The 16,018-nt window shown below is 75.5% G+C and carries 14 protein-coding genes; 13 read left to right on the top strand and 1 reads right to left on the bottom strand.

The features are described 5' to 3' along the window. The first annotated feature begins 64 nt into the window (after positions 1–64). The 10 genes from RNC47_RS33810 (at position 65) to RNC47_RS33765 (ending at position 12,453) form a co-directional block, all read left to right on the top strand. Positions 65–910 carry a TatD family hydrolase gene (locus tag RNC47_RS33810; RefSeq protein ID WP_311604435.1) on the top strand — a complete coding sequence of 282 codons (846 nt, stop codon included), beginning with the start codon at positions 65–67 and terminating at the stop codon, positions 908–910. Further along, on the top strand, positions 907–1,779 hold the full coding sequence (gene rsmA, locus RNC47_RS33805; protein ID WP_311604433.1) for a 16S rRNA (adenine(1518)-N(6)/adenine(1519)-N(6))-dimethyltransferase RsmA: 873 nt from the start codon (positions 907–909) through the stop codon (positions 1,777–1,779). The genes RNC47_RS33810 and rsmA overlap by 4 nt, the downstream gene beginning before the upstream one ends. Positions 1,780–2,300: 521 nt before the next feature. After that, complete coding sequence (locus RNC47_RS33800; RefSeq protein WP_311604431.1) at positions 2,301–3,233, top strand: 4-(cytidine 5'-diphospho)-2-C-methyl-D-erythritol kinase; 933 nt, start codon at positions 2,301–2,303, stop codon at positions 3,231–3,233. Further along, entirely contained in the window at positions 3,226–5,052 is a 1,827-nt protein-coding gene (locus RNC47_RS33795; RefSeq protein ID WP_311604430.1) for an ABC-F family ATP-binding cassette domain-containing protein, read from the top strand. Before RNC47_RS33800 ends, RNC47_RS33795 begins: the two co-directional genes overlap by 8 nt. Positions 5,053–5,121: 69 nt before the next feature. Continuing rightward, the gene (locus RNC47_RS33790; RefSeq protein WP_311604429.1) at positions 5,122–6,552 is read left to right on the top strand and encodes an outer membrane protein assembly factor BamB family protein; all 1,431 of its coding nucleotides are present in this window, start codon (positions 5,122–5,124) and stop codon (positions 6,550–6,552) included. Between the two features lie 231 nt (positions 6,553–6,783). Further along, complete coding sequence (locus RNC47_RS33785; protein WP_311604427.1) at positions 6,784–7,461, top strand: response regulator transcription factor; 678 nt, start codon at positions 6,784–6,786, stop codon at positions 7,459–7,461. A gap of 153 nt (positions 7,462–7,614) precedes the next feature. Then, on the top strand, positions 7,615–8,658 hold the full coding sequence (gene galT, locus RNC47_RS33780; protein WP_311604425.1) for a galactose-1-phosphate uridylyltransferase: 1,044 nt from the start codon (positions 7,615–7,617) through the stop codon (positions 8,656–8,658). Positions 8,659–8,661: 3 nt separating this feature from the next. Beyond that, entirely contained in the window at positions 8,662–9,633 is a 972-nt protein-coding gene (gene galE / locus RNC47_RS33775) for a UDP-glucose 4-epimerase GalE (protein WP_311604424.1), read from the top strand. Beyond that, a complete protein-coding gene (gene galK, locus RNC47_RS33770) occupies positions 9,630–10,736 on the top strand; it encodes a galactokinase (protein WP_311604422.1) in 1,107 nt (368 codons plus the stop codon). The genes galE and galK overlap by 4 nt, the downstream gene beginning before the upstream one ends. A 1,054-nt stretch (positions 10,737–11,790) precedes the next feature. After that, positions 11,791–12,453 carry a response regulator transcription factor gene (locus tag RNC47_RS33765; RefSeq protein ID WP_311604420.1) on the top strand — a complete coding sequence of 221 codons (663 nt, stop codon included), beginning with the start codon at positions 11,791–11,793 and terminating at the stop codon, positions 12,451–12,453. 7 nt (positions 12,454–12,460) lie between these two features. On the opposite strand, the gene RNC47_RS33760 is transcribed toward RNC47_RS33765, so the two are convergent. After that, a complete protein-coding gene (locus tag RNC47_RS33760) occupies positions 12,461–13,429 on the bottom strand; it encodes a helix-turn-helix transcriptional regulator (RefSeq protein ID WP_311604418.1) in 969 nt (322 codons plus the stop codon). Positions 13,430–13,491: 62 nt separating this feature from the next. On the opposite strand from RNC47_RS33760, the gene RNC47_RS33755 reads away from it, so the two are divergent. The 3 genes from RNC47_RS33755 to RNC47_RS33745 all read left to right on the top strand — a co-directional run bounded on the left by RNC47_RS33755 (position 13,492) and on the right by RNC47_RS33745 (position 16,008). Then, on the top strand, positions 13,492–14,616 hold the full coding sequence (locus tag RNC47_RS33755) for an epoxide hydrolase family protein (protein ID WP_311604415.1): 1,125 nt from the start codon (positions 13,492–13,494) through the stop codon (positions 14,614–14,616). Then, positions 14,588–15,103, top strand: coding sequence for a GNAT family N-acetyltransferase (locus tag RNC47_RS33750; RefSeq protein WP_311604413.1), 516 nt, complete (start codon positions 14,588–14,590; stop codon positions 15,101–15,103). The genes RNC47_RS33755 and RNC47_RS33750 overlap by 29 nt, the downstream gene beginning before the upstream one ends. Positions 15,104–15,237: 134 nt before the next feature. Beyond that, positions 15,238–16,008: a hypothetical protein gene (locus RNC47_RS33745; RefSeq protein ID WP_311604411.1), complete on the top strand. Its 771-nt coding sequence runs from the start codon at positions 15,238–15,240 to the stop codon at positions 16,006–16,008. Positions 16,009–16,018: the final 10 nt, after the last annotated feature.

Here is a 16,018-nt window from a genome sequence, read left to right as displayed (position 1 = left end):
GGGTGGGTGGGTGGGGGAAAACCGCGGCGCCGAGGCCAGCGCAGCGGCCCCGTAGGATCGACGCATGCCCAAGTCCGCCAAGGCCAAGGCGCTGGAGCCGGTGCCGCCACCGTTGCCCGAGCCGTTGGCCGTGCCCGTCACCGACTCGCACACCCACCTCGACATGCAGGACACCACCGTCGAGGAGGCCCTGGCCAAGGCCGCCGAGGTCGGGGTCACCCGCGTGGTGCAGATCGGCTGCGACCTGGAGCGCGCCCGGTGGGCCGTGAAGACGGCCGCCGAGCACGAGTCCGTGTGGGCCGCCGTCGCGCTGCACCCCAACGAGGCGCCGCGGCTCGACGCGGAAGGCCCCGGCGTGCTCGACGCCGCGCTCGACGAGATCGCCGAGCTCGCGACCCACCACGAGGTGCGGGCGCTGGGCGAGACCGGTCTCGACTACTTCCGTACCGGGCCCGAGGGCGTCGCCGCCCAGCAGCGCTCGTTCCGCCGGCACGTCGAGATCGCCAAGGAGCTCGACAAGACGCTGGTGATCCACGACCGCGACGCCCATGACGACGTGCTCCGCATCCTCCGCGAGGAGGGCGCGCCTCGCCGCACCGTCTTCCACTGCTTCTCCGGGGACGTCGCGATGGCCGAGGTGTGCGCGGCCGAGGGCTACTTCATGTCGTTCGCCGGCAACGTCACGTTCGGCAGCGCCAAGACCCTGCGGGACGCGCTCGCCGCCGCGCCGCCCGAGCTGGTGCTGGTGGAGACGGACGCCCCGTTCCTCACGCCGACGCCGTTCCGCGGCCGACCGAACGCGCCGTACCTGATCCCCGTCACGCTCCGCGCGATGGCCGAGGTCAAGGGGCTGACGGAGACCGAGCTCGCCCGCCATGTCGCGGCCAACACCGAGCGGGCCTTCGGGTGACGGACGCGACGGATGCGACGGGCGCGGCGGACGCGCTGCTCGGCCCGGCGGACGTGCGCGAGCTGGCCGCCGCGCTGGGCGTGCGCCCCACCAAGCAGCGTGGCCAGAACTTCGTGATCGACGCCAACACGGTGCGCCGCATCGTGCGCGCCGCCGAGGTCGGCGCGGACGACGTGGTGCTGGAGGTCGGGCCGGGGCTCGGCTCGTTGACGCTGGCGCTGCTGGCCGCGGCGCGGCACGTCACGGCGGTGGAGATCGACGACGTGCTGGCCGCCGCCCTGCCGGCGACGGTCGCGGCGCGGCTGCCGGAGCGGGTGGACCACTTCGCGCTGGTGCACGAGGACGCGCTGCGCGTCACCGAGCTGCCGGGCCCGCCGCCGGAAGCGCTGGTCGCCAACCTGCCGTACAACGTGGCGGTGCCGGTGCTGCTGCACATGCTGGCCACCTTCCCGAGCATCGAGCGGGCGCTGGTGATGGTCCAGTCCGAGGTCGCCGACCGGCTGGTGGCCGGGCCGGGCTCCAAGGTGTACGGCGTTCCGTCGGTCAAGGCCGCCTGGTACGCGCAGGCCCGGCGGGCCGGCGCGATCGGCCGCAACGTCTTCTGGCCGGCGCCCAACGTCGACTCCGGTCTTGTCGCCCTCACCCGCCGCGAGCCGCCGGCGACGACGGCGAGCCGCGAGGAGGTCTTCGCGGTGATCGACGCGGCCTTCGCGCAGCGCCGCAAGACGCTGCGGTCCGCCCTGGCGGGCTGGGCCGGCTCCCCGGCCGCCGCGGAGGCCGCCTGCGAGGCGGCCGGCGTCCCGCCCACCGCGCGCGGCGAGGCGCTGACCGTCGAGGACTTCGCCCGCCTCGCGGAGTCCCGCCGCTAGCCACGGCGCGCCGACCACGCGGATCCCCCCGCCCACGCTGACGCGGACGAGGCGGCCGGGCCCCGCCCGGCTCCGCCGGGCGGCTCCGCCGCGCCGGAAGCCGCGCCGACCCGTGGCCGGCTCCGCACGGGCGAGCAGCGCCCGCCCGTACTTGCGTGCTGGCGTCGCCACGTGGACGCCTCCGGCTCCGCGGGGCCGGGCGCTGACCCGCAGGGGCGCGGCCGAGCAGCTCCGCAGCACCCGCCCGCACCACCGCCGCCCGGCCCGGCCGGGCACGGTGCCGGCCCGCGCCGGTGTGACGGGAGGTGCGGCGCTCGCACGTGCCGGCGGCCGGCCGTCACATCCGCTGGGCTCGCGGCCGACCGCCGCGTCGCGCCGTCGCGCCGGGGGCGCGGGGCGCGCAGCGCCCCCGGCGCCGGCTACGCCGGCTCCGCACGGGCGCGCAGCGCCCGCCCGCCCCGCCGGGCAGGCGATGCGCCCCGCCGGCCAGGCAGGTGGCGGTTCTGGGGGAGAATCGCCGCATGTCCGTCCAGTCAGCGCAGCGTGCCGTCACCGTGCGGGTGCCGGCCAAGGTCAATGTCCAGCTCGCCGTGGGCGCTCCGCGCCCGGACGGGTTTCACGGTCTGGCCAACGTGTTTCTCGCCGTCGGTCTCTTCGACCACGTCACCGCGACCCCGGCCGCCACCCCGGGCGTCACCGTCAGCTGTGTCGGGCCGGGGAGCGAGAGCGTGCCGCTCGACGGGGCGAACCTCGCCGTGCGGGCGGCCGAGGCGTTGGCCGCGCACCACGGGCGGGAGGCGGCCGTCCACCTGCACATCGAGAAGGACATCCCGGTGGCCGGCGGCATGGCCGGCGGCAGCGCCGACGCGGCCGGCGCGCTGCTGGCGTGCGACGTGCTGTGGGGCACGGCCACCCCGCGCGCCGAGCTGCTGGCGCTGTGCGCCGAGCTCGGCTCCGACGTGCCGTTCAGCCTGGTCGGCGGCGCGGCGCTGGGCAGGGGCCGGGGGGAGCTGCTGACGGAGCTGCCGGTGGCCGGCACGTTCCACTGGGTCTTCGCGCTGGCCGACGGTGGCCTGTCCACGCCGGAGGTGTACCGCGCCTGCGACCGGCTGCGCGGCGCGACGCCCGTCCCGGAGCCCGAGCCGGACCCGGCGCTGCTGGCGGCGCTGCGCGACGGGGACGCGCACGCGCTGGCCGGGACGCTCGTCAACGACCTGCAACCGGCCGCCGTCGAGCTGCGGCCCTCGCTCGCCGCGACGCTGGCCGCCGGTCTTGCGGGTGGCGCGCTGGCCGGGCTGGTCTCGGGGTCGGGCCCGAGCTGCGCCTTCCTGGCCGCCGACGCCGAGTCGGCCGCGCTGGTCGCCAAGTCCCTGCGGGACTCCGGCACCTGTCGGGCCGCCCGGGTGACGACCGGGCCCGCGCCGGGGGCGACTACCATCGAGCATCATGCCTGAACCGACCTCGAAGCCGTCCGGCAAGCCGGCCAGGAACCTTGTCAACCTGGAGGCCGTCCGCAAGGTCTTCGGCACCAGGACCCTGCTCGACGGCGTCTCGCTCGGCGTCGGCGAGCACGACCGGATCGGCGTCGTCGGTCGCAACGGCGACGGGAAGACCACGCTCATCCGGATCCTCGCCCGCCAGGAGCCGGCCGACGACGGGCGGGTCACGCACTCCGGCGGCCTGCGCCTCGGCCTGCTGACCCAGCACGACTCGCTCGACCCGGCCGCCACCGTCAGGCAGGAGGTCATCGGCGACCTCGCCGACCACGAGTGGGCCGGGGACGCGCGCGTCCGCGACGTGCTGACGGGCCTCTTCGGCGGCCTCGACCTGCCGGGGTTCCCGGCCGGGCTCGACACCGTCGTCGGCCCGCTCTCCGGCGGCGAGCGCCGCCGGATCGCGCTGGCCAAGCTGCTGATCGCCGAGCAGGACCTGATCGTCCTCGACGAGCCGACCAACCACCTGGACGTGGAGGGCATCGCCTGGCTCGCCGCGCACCTGTCGGCCCGCCGCTCCGCGCTCGTCGTCGTCACCCACGACCGCTGGTTCCTCGACCGGGTCTGCACCCGGATGTGGGACGTGCAGCGCGGCCAGGTGCACGCGTACGACGGCGGTTACAGCGACTACGTCTTCGCCCGCGCCGAGCGCGAGCGGATCGCCGCCACCGAGGAGACCAAGCGGCAGAACCTGGTCCGCAAGGAGCTGGCCTGGCTGCGCCGCGGCGCCCCGGCCCGCACCAGCAAGCCGCGGTTCCGGATCGAGGCGGCCAACGCGCTGATCGCGGACGTGCCGCCGCCGCGCGACGGCGCCGAGCTGATGAAGTTCGCCAGCGCCCGCCTCGGCCGCACCGTCTACGAGCTGGAGGACGTGACGGTCAGGGCCGGCGACCGGACGCTGCTTACGCACCTCACCTGGCAGCTGGGGCCCGGCGACCGGATCGGCCTGGTCGGGGTCAACGGCGCGGGCAAGACCTCGCTGCTGCGGGCCATGGCCGCGGGCGAGGCGGCGGCCGGCACCATCACGGTCGGGAAGACGGTGCGGCTCGCCTACCTGTCGCAGGAGGTCGGCGAGCTCGACCCCGAGTGGCGGGTGCTGCAGGCCGTCGAGCAGGTCAGGTCCCGCGTGGACCTGGGCCGGGGCCGGGAGATGACCGCCTCCCAGCTGTGCGAGCGGTTCGGCTTCGGCAAGGAGCGGCAGTGGACGCCGGTGGGCGACCTGTCGGGCGGCGAGCGCCGGCGGCTGCAGATCCTGCGGCTGCTGATGGACGAGCCGAACGTGCTGTTCCTCGACGAGCCGACCAACGACCTGGACATCGAGACGCTGACCCAGCTCGAGGACCTGCTGGACGGCTGGCCCGGGTCGATGGTGGTCATCAGCCACGACCGGTTCTTCGTCGAGCGCGTCACCGACCGGGTGTTCGCGCTGCTGGGCGACGGCACGCTGCGGATGCTGCCGCGCGGGATCGACGAGTACCTGGAGCGCCGCGCGGCGCGGCGCGAGGCCGAGTCCGCGGCGGCGGCCGCCCCGGCGGCGCGGGCGCCCGAGGCGCCGGCGGCCAAGCCGGCGCAGCTGTCCCGGGCGAGCCAGAAGGAGATCCAGCGCATCGAGCGGCAGTTGGAGCGGATCGGCGAGAAGGAGGCGGCCCTGCACGGCGAGATGGCCGAACACGCCACCGACTTCACGAAGATGGCCGAGCTGGACGCGCAGCTGCGGGAACTGGCCGGTCAGCGGGACGAGTTGGAGACCCGCTGGCTGGAGCTCGCCGAGGGAGCCTGACAGGTCGCGGTCGGCGCGCGCGGACGGTGGTAGAAAGTCCGGACCGACGACCGTTCGTTGGGGGAGACATTGCCATCGCCGCCGCCGTCACCGCCGCCGGGTCCGCGCCGTGGTTCGCCCGGCGGGCCGGGCCGCCGGGTCGCGCTGCTCGCCGCGGTGCTCGGCCTGCTGCTGACCGGGAGCGCCGGGGCGCGGTGGCCGTTCAGTGGGGGGACGACCGGTGACAACGCCGCGCCCCCGGTGCGAGTGCCGGACGCGGAAGCGGCTCGGCTGGCCTGGGCGGCCCCGGCGCCGCCGGTCGACCCGCGGGCCGTGCGGCTGTGGGCCAGGGGCGACTGGGTGGCGGGCGACGACCTGGTGCGGGTGGCGGACGGCGGCATCGCCTCGTACGACCTGGCCACCGGCGCCCGTAACTGGCGGCTCCCGCTCGACCTGGCCGGCGGCGTCTGCCAGGCGTCCCCCTCCTCCTCGGGCGGCCGGGTGGCGGTGCTCCGGGGGCCGGACTGCGGGACGCTCACCGTGCTCGACATCGCGGCCGGCGAGCCGGTCGCCGAGGTGCCGCTGGGCGTCGGCGCCGGCGACCGGGGCCCGGGCGAGCACGACGCGCCGGCGATCCTGGGCGACACGGTCGCGGTCGGCTGGGACGGCGGGGCCGCCGGCTTCCGCCTCGCCGACACCGCGTCGGGCGCCGTCGAGATGTGGCGCGCGGCGCCGGACGGCGGCGGTCCCTGCGTGGCGGACGCCTACGCGGTGGTGGGCGGCACCCTGGTGTCGCGGACCGCGTGCGGCAGCCCGCCGGGCGCCGAGGGCGGCACCATCAGGGCCACCACGGAGCGCGGCGAGGAGCTGTGGGAGTGGGCGTTCGGGCCGCGGTTCATGGGGCGGCCGCTGGCGGTCACGGCGGTGCTCTCGGCCGAGCCGCTGGTGGTGGTGGCCCGGCTCGGCGAGGACCGGGAGACCGGCTCCGAGCACATCTTCGTGATCGACGACGAACGCCAGTCGATCAGACACCACCTGGACTACGACCGGGACCGCTACCTGCCGCCGTGCCGGGCCGCCGCGTTCGCCGACTGCGGCGGCACCGTGGTGCACGAGGGGCACCTGTACCTGGCCAGCGACCACGACGCCCCGGGCTCGGCCGGCGGCAACGCCGTGGTCGCCTTCGACCTGGCGACCGGTCTTGCCGAGCACCGGGTGCCGGCGCTCGGGGGCGGCGACATCCGGCCGTTCGGCGTCCGTGACGACCGGATCCTCGCCTACCAGCCGGCCGGCGAGGAGCGCGCCGGACTGGTGGTGGCCATCGACCCGGCGACCGGCCGTGCCGCCCCGCTGCTGGCGCTCGACCCGGCGGCGCGGCGGAGCGAATGGGCCCTGATGAGCGGCCTGTTCACGCACGAGCAGCGCCCGCTGTGGCACGAGGGGACGCTGGTGTTGGTCAACCGCGTGTTCTACCCGGGCGACGCCGCCGCCGGCCGTCCCGCGCTGCTGGTCTACCGGTGATCGGCCCTGGCGCGATCCGGCCGGGCCCGCCGCCCGCCGTGCGGCGGCCGGCTCCGGGGCATGCATGATCGGCGCGTGGTCCGGGGCAGGACAACTCTTACCCCTCGATGCCGATCCACCCTGGGGCCACCATGGTCCACTTTCGTATCCACTCTGTTCCCGAACGGCCCGGGAGCGCCCGCGATGCGGCATGCCCGGGCCCGGCCGATTCGGCCCTCCAGAGGAGACGTGATGAGCGTACGGGTCGTGGTCGCCGACGACCGACGGCTGGTCGCCGAGGCGCTGGCCTCAGCCCTGCGGGTGCGCGGCCACCGGGTGCTCGGCGCCGGCGCGCCCGCCGCGCGGGCCGCCGACCTGGCGATCAGCAAGCAGCCCGATGTCTGCCTGTTCGGCCTGACCGCGCCGGACGCGCCGGGCGCGCTCGACCCGGTGCTGCGGATCCGCCGTGAGTGCCCGCGGGTGGCCGTCGTCGTGCTCGGCCCGGTGCCGCGCCCACGCGGCGTGGCGGCGGCGTTCGCGGCCGGCGCCCGCGGCTATGTGCGCCACGACGAGCGCATCGAGGGCGTGGAGCGGGCGATGGTCAAGGCGAAGGCGGGCGAGGCGGCGGTGGCGCCGCAACTGCTGCGCGAGGCGTTCTCCGACCTGCTGCACCCGCGCACCGGCCCCGACGCGGAGGGCGCCCGGCTGGCGGCGCTGCTCACCGAGCGGGAGGCGGACGTGTTGAGCCGGATCGTGGAGGGCGAGGACACCCGGCGGATAGCGGCCGGGCTCGGCGTCGCGCCCAGCACGGCCCGCACCCACGTGCAGCGGCTGCTGACCAAGCTGGGCACCGCCTCCCGCCTGGAGGCCGCGGCCCTCGCCGTCCGCACCGGGCTCCTCGACCACCTGCCGCCGGCCCGGCTCCCCTAGGACGGCTGCCCGACTCCCGGCACCGGCGGGCGAACCGTCGAACAACCCCTCCTTTGACGTTCGACGTGGGGGTATGCTTCCTTATGTTCGATTCTGTTGAAGTGCTGTTGAAGCGTACCGAGCCCGACCGCCGCATCTGATCTGGACTGGGTGATGAAGAGGACCACGACCCGCCTCGCCGACGGCCGTGAGCTGATCTACTACGACTCACGCGACGACGCCGTCCGCGACACCCTCGACCGCCGCCCGCTCCAGCCCGCCGTCTCCGCCTCCGAGGTCCGGCACAATGCCCTCCTCGACGAGCACGTCGGCTACGCCGCCCACCGGCAGACCCGCACCTACCACCCGCCGGCCGACCAGTGCCCGCTGTGCCCCACCCGCGGTGACCGGCTCAGCGAGATACCCGCCGACTCCTACGAGGTCGCGGTCTTCGAGAACCGCTTCCCCTCCTTCGGCGGCGACGTCGGCCGCTGCGAGGTCGTCTGCTTCACCCCCGAGCACGACGCCTCCTTCGCCTCCCTCAGCCCCGAGCAGGCCGGGCTCGTCCTGCACGCCTGGACCGACCGCACCGCGGAGCTCGCCCAGCACCCGGGCGTCAGGCAGGTCTACTGCTTCGAGAACCGCGGCGCCGAGATCGGCGTCACCCTGGGCCACCCGCACGGCCAGATCTACGGCTACCCGTTCGTCACCCCGCACACCGAGCGGGCCCTGCGCTCCGTCGCCGCCCACAAGGAGCGCACCGGCGGCAACCTCTACGACGAGCTGCTGGCCGCCGAGCGCGCCGAAGGCCGCCGGATCGTGCTGGAGACCGACACCTGGACCGCGTTCGTGCCGCGCGCCGCCCGCTGGCCCTACGAGGTCCACCTCTACCCGCGCCGGCGCCGCGTCCCCGACCTGCTGGCCCTCGACGAGGCCGAGCGCGCCGGCTTCCCCGCCGTCTACCTGGAGCTGCTGCGCCGCTTCGACCGGATCTTCGGCGAGGGCGCCGGGCCCACCCCGTATATTTCCGGCTGGCATCAGGCGCCCTTCGCCATCCCGGACCGCGAGGACTTCGCGCTGCACCTGGAACTGTTCACCATTCGCCGCAGCCCGGGGAAGCTCAAGTACCTGGCGGGCTCCGAGTCCGGCATGGGCGCGTTCGTGAGTGACGTACTGCCGGAGGCGGCGGCCGACCGGCTGCGAGAGGTGGCGACTTAAGGCATGAGGTACCTCGTTACGGGCGGCGCGGGCTACGTCGGAGGGACGGTGGCCGCGCACCTGCTGGCCGCCGGCCACCGGGTGACCGTCCTCGACGACCTCTCCACCGGCTTCCGCGCCGGTGTCCCGGCCGGCGCCGAGTTCGTCGAGGGCCGCGTCCAGGACGCCGGCAAGTGGCTGGACGGCTCCTACGACGGGGTGCTGCACTTCGCCGCCTGCTCGCAGGTCGGCGAGTCCGTGGTGAACCCCGAGAAGTACTGGCGCAACAACGTCGCCGGCACGCTCGACCTGCTGGCCGCCATGCGCGAGGCGGACGTGCGGACCCTCGTCTTCTCCTCCACCGCCGCCGTCTACGGCGAGCCGACCGCCACCCCGATCACCGAGGACGCGCCCACCGCCCCCACCAACCCGTACGGCGCCAGCAAGCTCGCCGTCGACCACATGATCACCAGCGAGGCCACCGCGCACGGCCTGGCCGCCGTCTCGCTGCGCTACTTCAACGTGGCCGGCGCGCACCGCGCCGACCCGGGCCTGGGCGAGCGACACGACCCGGAGAGCCACCTCATCCCCATCGTGCTCCAGGTCGCCCTGGGCCGCCGCGACTCGATCAACGTCTACGGCACCGACTACCCCACGCCCGACGGCACCTGCGTCCGCGACTACATCCACGTGGACGACCTCGCCGAGGCCCACCTGCTGGCCCTCACCGCGGCCACCCCGGGCGAGCACCTGATCTGCAACCTCGGCAACGGCAACGGCTTCTCGGTCCGCGAGGTCGTGGAGACCGCGCGGCGGGTGACGGGCCACCCCATCCCCGAGACCGAGGCCGAGCGCCGCGCCGGCGACCCGGCCGTCCTGGTCGCCTCGGCCGAGCGCGCCCGCGAGCGCCTCGGCTGGCGGCCGAGCCGCGCCGACCTGGCCGGCATCATCGCGGACGCCTGGGCGTTCGCGCAGCGCGAGGAGTCCGACCGATGACCGACGGAACATGGGCCGCCCCGGGCCGCGTCAACCTGATCGGTGAACACACCGACTACAACGAGGGCTTCGTCATGCCCTTCGCCCTGCCGCACACGGCGCGGGCGAAGGGCGCCCGCCGCCCGGACCGGCTGCTGCGGCTCTCCTCGGCCCAGTTCGACGGGGAGCCGGTCGAGCTGTCCCTCGACGACCTCACCCCCGGCTCCGTCCCCGGCTGGGCCGCCTACCCGGCCGGCGTCGCCTGGGCCCTGGAACGCGCCGGGCACCGCCTCGCCGGCGCCGACCTCGCCATCGACTCCGACGTCCCGACCGGCGCCGGGCTCTCCTCCTCGGCCGCCCTGGAGGTCGTCACCGCCCTCGCGCTGAGCGACCTCAACGGGCTCGGCCTGCCGCCCGAGTCGCTGGCCCGCCTCTCCCAGCAGGCGGAGAACGACTTCGTCGGCATGCCATGCGGGATCCTCGACCAGATGGCCTCCGCGTCCTGCGAGGCCGGCCACGTGCTCTTCCTCGACACCCGCGACCTGTCGCGCCGCCAGGTGCCGTTCGCGATGGCGCGGGAGGGGCTGCGGCTGCTGGTCGTCGACACCCGGGTCAAGCACAGCCACGCGGACGGCGAGTACGCCACCCGCCGCGCCGAGTGCGAGACGGGCGCCGCCGCGCTGGGCGTCCCCTTCCTGCGCGACATCCCCTTCGCGGAGCTGTCCTCGGCCCTCTCCCGGCTCCCGGACCCCACCATCCGCCGCCGCGTCAGGCACATCGTCACGGAGAACCGCCGCGTCGAACGCGTCGTCGACCTCCTGGACGCCGGCCGCGCCCGCGAGATAGGCCCCATCCTCACCGAGGGCCACGCCTCGCTCCGCGACGACTTCGAGATCTCCTGCCCGGAGCTCGACCTGGTCGTCTCCACGGCCGTCGAGGCCGGCGCCCACGGCGCCCGCATGACGGGCGGCGGCTTCGGCGGCTCGGCGATCGTCCTCGTCGACGAGGACGCCGTCGAGGCCACGACCAAGGCCATCACCACCGCGTTCGCCGCCGCCGGCCACGCCACGCCACGCACCTTCGAGGCGGTCCCCTCCCCGGGAGCGCGCCGCGTCGGGGCGTAGCGGGGCGTAGCGGGGCATAGCCCCGCGAGCCACCGCACGCCCGCGGCTCCGGGGCGCAGCCACCGCCCCGCTGACGCGGACGTCAGACCGGCTCCCGGCCGGGGCAGCCTCGCGGGGCGCAGCCCCGCGAGGCTGCCCCCAGTCCGGACCGGCGCGGCCCGCCGAAGGCCCCGTGGTGGCCGCTCTGCGGTTGCCGGTTGCGCGAAGCGGCCGGAGGCGCGGGGTGGGGGGCGCAGCCCGGCGTGCGTGATTCCGGTTCAGGCCGGCGCGGCCCGCCGAATCCCCGGAGCCCCGCGATGGCCGCTCTGCGGTGCCCGTCACCCCGAACCGCCGGAGGCATCGGGGTGCGGGGCGCAGCCCGCGTGGCTGACCCCGGTTCGGGCCGGCGCGGCCCGCCGAAGGCGCCGGGGTGCGGGGCGGAGCCCCGCCGTGGCCGGCCCGGCCTCTGCCGAAGGCACGGGGGTGCGGGGCGGAGCCTCGTGGTGGCCGCCCTGGGGTGGCCGTCATCCCGAACCGCCGGAGGCGCCGGGGTGCGGGGCGCAGCCCGCGTGGCTGACCCCGGTTCGGGCCGGCGCGGCCCGCCGAAGGCGCCGGGGTGCGGGGCGGAGCCCCGCCGTGGCCGGCCCGGCCCGCCAGGGAGGTACCGGGGTACGGGGCGGAGCCCCGTGGTGGCCGCCCTGGGGTGGCCGTCATCCCGAACCGCCGGAGGCGCCGGGGTGCGGGGCGCAGCCCCGCTGTGGCTGGCCCGAACTGCCGGGGGCCCCGGGGTCGGGGCCGTGGCGGGGCGGAGGTTGGTGGTGTCCGGTAGGCCGGCAGGCCGTGATCGCTTTGTTGCGAGGACTTGCGCCAAACCACTTCCCCGGCCCGCGCCCGCCCGTACCCTGAGAGGGGCGCACCGGTGGGGGCCGGTGTGCGTATCAGGGGGCGAGACAGGTGGGTGCGACGCCCACGGCCCGGCACCGGTGCCGTACGGCGGCGGCCGCACGGTTCTCCCCGGCTCCGGGCGCGGGCGTCGCGCCCGCCCGAAGCCGAGTGGCAGACGCGAGGGGTGGTTGTGGATCGAATTCGGGTGCTGGTGGTCGACGAGCACCGGATCTTCGCCGAGTCGTTGGCCACCGCGCTCACCGCCGAGCAGGACGTGGACGCCGCGGCCGTCGGCTCGCTGGCCGCCGCGCACCAACTGCTCGAGCGCGCGCCCTTCGACGTGCTGTTGCTCGACGCGGGGTTGCGGGACGGGGTGGATGGCGAGGGTTCGCTGCTCGCGACGGCGCAGGAGCGCCTCCCCGCCCTCCGCGCTGTCATGCTCGCGGCATATGACGATCCGAAGCTGGCCGCCCAGGCCCTCGCGGCCGGCGCCAGCGGCTGGGTGGCGAAGGACAGCTCGTTGGCCCGCCTGCTCCAGGTGGTCCGCGGCGTGCTGCGCGACGAGACGCACGTCTCCCCGGCCCTGCTCACCGGCGTGCTGCGGGAGTTGAGCAGCGACCGCCGCCACCGCACCGAGCACCAGCGGCTCGTCGAGTCCCTGACCCCGCGCGAGCTCGAAGTGCTCCGCTGCATGCTGGCGGGGCTCGGCCGCAAGGCCGTCGCCGAACGGCTCTACCTCTCCCCGCACACCGTCCGCACCCACATGCAGAACGTCCTCGGCAAGCTCGGCGTCCACTCCACCCTCGCCGCCGTCGCCCTCGCCCGCCGCGCCGGCGTCACCCCGGCGGACTGACCGCCCGTCAGCCGTCCGTGGCGCGCAGCGCCCGGTCCCCGATCCGGCGCAGGTGGGCGGCCAGCTCCGGCGGCTCGTGGACGGCGAACTCGCAGTCCGCCGTGAGCAGGCGGGCCGCCAGCCACTCCACCGACTCGTCGGCGGGGCCCCGCAGCAGGCAACGGCCCGCGTCGACCGGCCGGAACAGCTCGCGGGCCATGCCGAGCCGCCTGGCCGCCTCCTCGGCCGGCAGGCCCAGCGTCGCCACCACCTCGAAGCGGGGCCACATCTCGGACAGGCGGCGCGTGACGTACTCGGCCGCGTCGCCGCCCGGCGGCTCGCGGGGCGCCACCCGGACGCCCGTCGGCCGGGGTTCGCCGATCCGGTCGACGCGGAAGACCCGCCAGTCGTCCCGGTCGGTGTCGAACGCCAGCAGGTACCAGCGCCGCCACGCCGCGACGAGCCGGTACGGCTCCACGTGCCGCCGGCTCTCCGTGCCGTCCGCCGCGCGGTAGCCGAACCGCAGCCGTTCCCTGGCCGCCGCCGCGCCCGCCAGCACGGCCAGCGCCTCGGGGTCGACGCCCGGGTCGTCCTCGCCGCCGGAAACCGGCACCGTGGCCAGGCCGAGCGCCGCGACCCGGCGGCGCAGCCGGGACGGCAGCACCTGCTCCAGCTTGGCCAGCGCCCGCAGGCTGGCCTCCTCGATGCCGGTGACGGCCGCGCCGGCCGCCGTCCGCAGCCCGACCGCGATCGCCACCGCCTCCTCGTCGTCCAGCAGCAGCGGCGGCAACGCCTGCCCGGCCGCCAGCCGGTACCCGCCGACCGCGCCCCGCGTCGCCCGCACCGGGTAGCCGAGGTCCCGCAGCCGCTCCACGTCCCGCCGCACGGTCCGCGCCGTCACCCCCAGCCGCTCGGCCAGCTCGCTGCCCGGCCACTCGCGCGGCGTCTGGAGCAGCGAGAGCAGCCGCAGCAGCCGTCCCGCCTGGTTCTCGCTCATGCCGTCATCATGCCGCGTCAATGAGGACAGAACCGGTCCTGTATCGCTCCTACGGTGGTCGCATGAGCAAGGACATCCTCCCCTTCCGTATCGACATCCCGCGGTCCGACCTGGACGACCTGCACGACCGCCTGGCCCGCACCCGCTGGCCGCGCCAGCTGCCGGGCGAGGGCTGGAGCCGGGGCGTCCCGGTCGACCACCTGCGGGAGCTGGCCGAGTACTGGCGCGGCGGCTACGACTGGCGCGCCTGGGAGGCCAGGCTGAACGCGTTCCCGCAGTTCACGACGGAGATCGACGGCCTCGACATCCACTTCCTGCACGCCCGCTCCGAGGTGCCGGGCGCGCTGCCGCTGGTCCTCACCCACGGCTGGCCCAACTCCTTCGTGGAGTTCACCGACTTCGTCGGCCCGCTGACCGAGCGCGGCTTCCACGTCGTCGCGCCGTCCGTCCCCGGCTTCGGCTTCTCGGCCCCGCCGCCCACCACCGGCTGGAGCGTGACGCGGGTGGCCGGGGTCTGGGCCGAGCTGATGCGCCGCCTCGGCTACGAGCGGTACGGCACGGTCGGCGGCGACCTGGGCGCCTATGTCTCGCCCGAGGTGGCCGTGGTCGACCCGGCCCGCGTCGTCGGCGTCTACGTCGAGGGCGGCCTCGGCTTCCCGACCGAGGCGGACGTCCCCGAGATGACGCCGGACGAGCTGGCCGGCTACGAGCTGATGAAGCAGTGGTCGACCGGCGGCGTCGACCACCACGCGCTGCTGCGGGCCGCCCCGCAGACGTTCTGCTACGGCTGGGACGACTCGCCGGTCGCGCAACTCGCCTGGCTGGCCGAGAAGTTCCACCAGTTCAACGTGCACACCTCGCGGGACCTGTTCCTGACCAACGCGACGGTCTACTGGCTGACCGGCACCTCGGGCACGTCCTCGTGGCCGATGTACGAGACCACCGACTTCGGCTGGCCCACGGGCCAGGACGTGGTCCCCACCGGCGTCTACGTCGGCCCGCCCGGCATCCGCCGCCTCGCCGACCGCACCAACCGGATCATCCACTGGCCGGAGACCAACCCCGGCCGCGGCCACTTCCCGGCCATGGAGGTCCCGGACGCCCTGGCCGCCGATATTCGGTCCTTCTTCGACAAGGCGCTCGCCTACGCTGCCGAGCATGCTGACGCTGGAACGACTGCGCGCTGACCACACCGCCGCGCTGCTGGCCTTCGAGCTGGCGAACCGGGCCTACTTCGCCCGCTCGGTGCCGGACCGCGGCGACGCCTACTTCGCCGAGTTCGCCGCGTGGCACCGGGCGCGGCTCGACGAACAGGAGGCCGGCGTCTGCCACTTCCACGTGGTGCTCGACGAAGGGGGCGAGCTGGTCGGCCGCGTCAACCTGGTGGACGTCGAGGCCGGTTCCGCCGAACTCGGCTACCGGTTCGCGGAGCACGCCACCGGCCGGGGCACGGCGACGGCGGCCGTCGCCGAGGTGTGCCGCCTGGCCGGCACGGAGTACGGCCTCACCGAACTGACGGCCAGGACCACCCGCGACAACGCGGCCTCCATGGCGGTCCTGGCCCGCAACGGTTTCACACCCGTCGCCGACATCACCCTGATGGACCGCCCGGGCGTCCGTTACCGCCGCGCGCTGCACGCCGGACCCGAGGTGGGGCCAGGGCCGGGATGTTAACCGGCGGGTAGCGCGCGGTGGGGAAATTTATCGGATGAGTTGAACGTCGGTGGCGAGAGGACGTGCGGCGCGCACGGTTGTGGTGGAACCACCAGAACCGCACATCTTCATCGCATCCCCCGTGAGGTGACCCGATGTCCTGTGGCCGTCCTTCGTTCAACCGTCGGCGCGTCCTGATCGCCGGCCTGGTCGGTGGTTCGGTGGTGGCGGGCGCGGTCGGGGTGACCGCGGCCATGGCGGGGGAGGAGTCGACCACCGCCGGGCAGCGCGTCGTCTGCCCCCAGGTCCTCGTCACCAACACGCCGGCGGCGGCGCAGGCCGAGGTGGACCGCAACCTGGCGCTGCTGGTGAGCCAGATCGAGGAGGCGAACGCGCGGCTCGCGGACTCCGCCGGCGAGGGCGGCGCGAACTTCGTGCAGAACGCGATCCTCGGTCCGCTGGAGGACAAGCGCGCGGCGACGCTGGCCCGGATCAGCACCGCGTTCGAGCGGCAGGGCGAGACGGTGCCGGGCAACCTCGACGCGCTGGCCGCCTGCCAACTCTCGGGATCCGGCGAGCCGGTGGAGGCCGCCCCGGAGGAGCCGGCCGCGCCCGCGGAGGAAGGGGCCGTCGCCGAGGCGGGGAGCATCGTCTGTCCGGAAGTCGCCGTGGCGGCGGTGCCGGCGGCGGCGCGGGCTGAGGTGGACGAGAACCTGGCGTTGTTGGAGGCGCAGATCGCGGAGGCGAACGCGCGGCTGGCGGATTCTGTCGGTGAGGGTGGTCCGGACTTCGTGGACAACGCGATCCTGGGTCCGTTGGAGGACAAGCGGGTGGCGGCGTTGGACCGGATCAGGATCGCGATCGAGCGGCAGGGTGCCACGGCCCCGGCCGCGCTCCAGGACCTCGCGACCTGCGCGCTCGGCTAGTGCGGGAGCG

Origin of the sequence: Streptomyces millisiae (assembly GCF_031845425.1) — a bacterium.
Taxonomy (GTDB): domain Bacteria; phylum Actinomycetota; class Actinomycetes; order Streptomycetales; family Streptomycetaceae; genus Streptomyces; species Streptomyces millisiae.
This window is presented reverse-complemented; position numbering and strand designations above follow the sequence as displayed.

Excerpts from the sequence above, each read along its gene's own strand:
- RNC47_RS33810 (WP_311604435.1), top strand. The coding sequence starts at position 65 with ATGCCCAAGTCCGCCAAGGCCAAGGCGCTGGAGCCGGTGCCGCCACCG.
- RNC47_RS33800 (WP_311604431.1), top strand. The coding sequence starts at position 2,301 with ATGTCCGTCCAGTCAGCGCAGCGTGCCGTCACCGTGCGGGTGCCGGCC.
- RNC47_RS33795 (WP_311604430.1), top strand. The coding sequence starts at position 3,226 with ATGCCTGAACCGACCTCGAAGCCGTCCGGCAAGCCGGCCAGGAACCTT.
- RNC47_RS33785 (WP_311604427.1), top strand. The coding sequence starts at position 6,784 with ATGAGCGTACGGGTCGTGGTCGCCGACGACCGACGGCTGGTCGCCGAG.
- galT (WP_311604425.1), top strand. The coding sequence starts at position 7,615 with ATGAAGAGGACCACGACCCGCCTCGCCGACGGCCGTGAGCTGATCTAC.
- galE (WP_311604424.1), top strand. The coding sequence starts at position 8,662 with ATGAGGTACCTCGTTACGGGCGGCGCGGGCTACGTCGGAGGGACGGTG.
- galK (WP_311604422.1), top strand. The coding sequence starts at position 9,630 with ATGACCGACGGAACATGGGCCGCCCCGGGCCGCGTCAACCTGATCGGT.
- RNC47_RS33760 (WP_311604418.1), bottom strand. The coding sequence starts at position 13,429 with ATGAGCGAGAACCAGGCGGGACGGCTGCTGCGGCTGCTCTCGCTGCTC.
- RNC47_RS33755 (WP_311604415.1), top strand. The coding sequence starts at position 13,492 with ATGAGCAAGGACATCCTCCCCTTCCGTATCGACATCCCGCGGTCCGAC.
- RNC47_RS33750 (WP_311604413.1), top strand. The coding sequence starts at position 14,588 with ATGCTGACGCTGGAACGACTGCGCGCTGACCACACCGCCGCGCTGCTG.
- RNC47_RS33745 (WP_311604411.1), top strand. The coding sequence starts at position 15,238 with ATGTCCTGTGGCCGTCCTTCGTTCAACCGTCGGCGCGTCCTGATCGCC.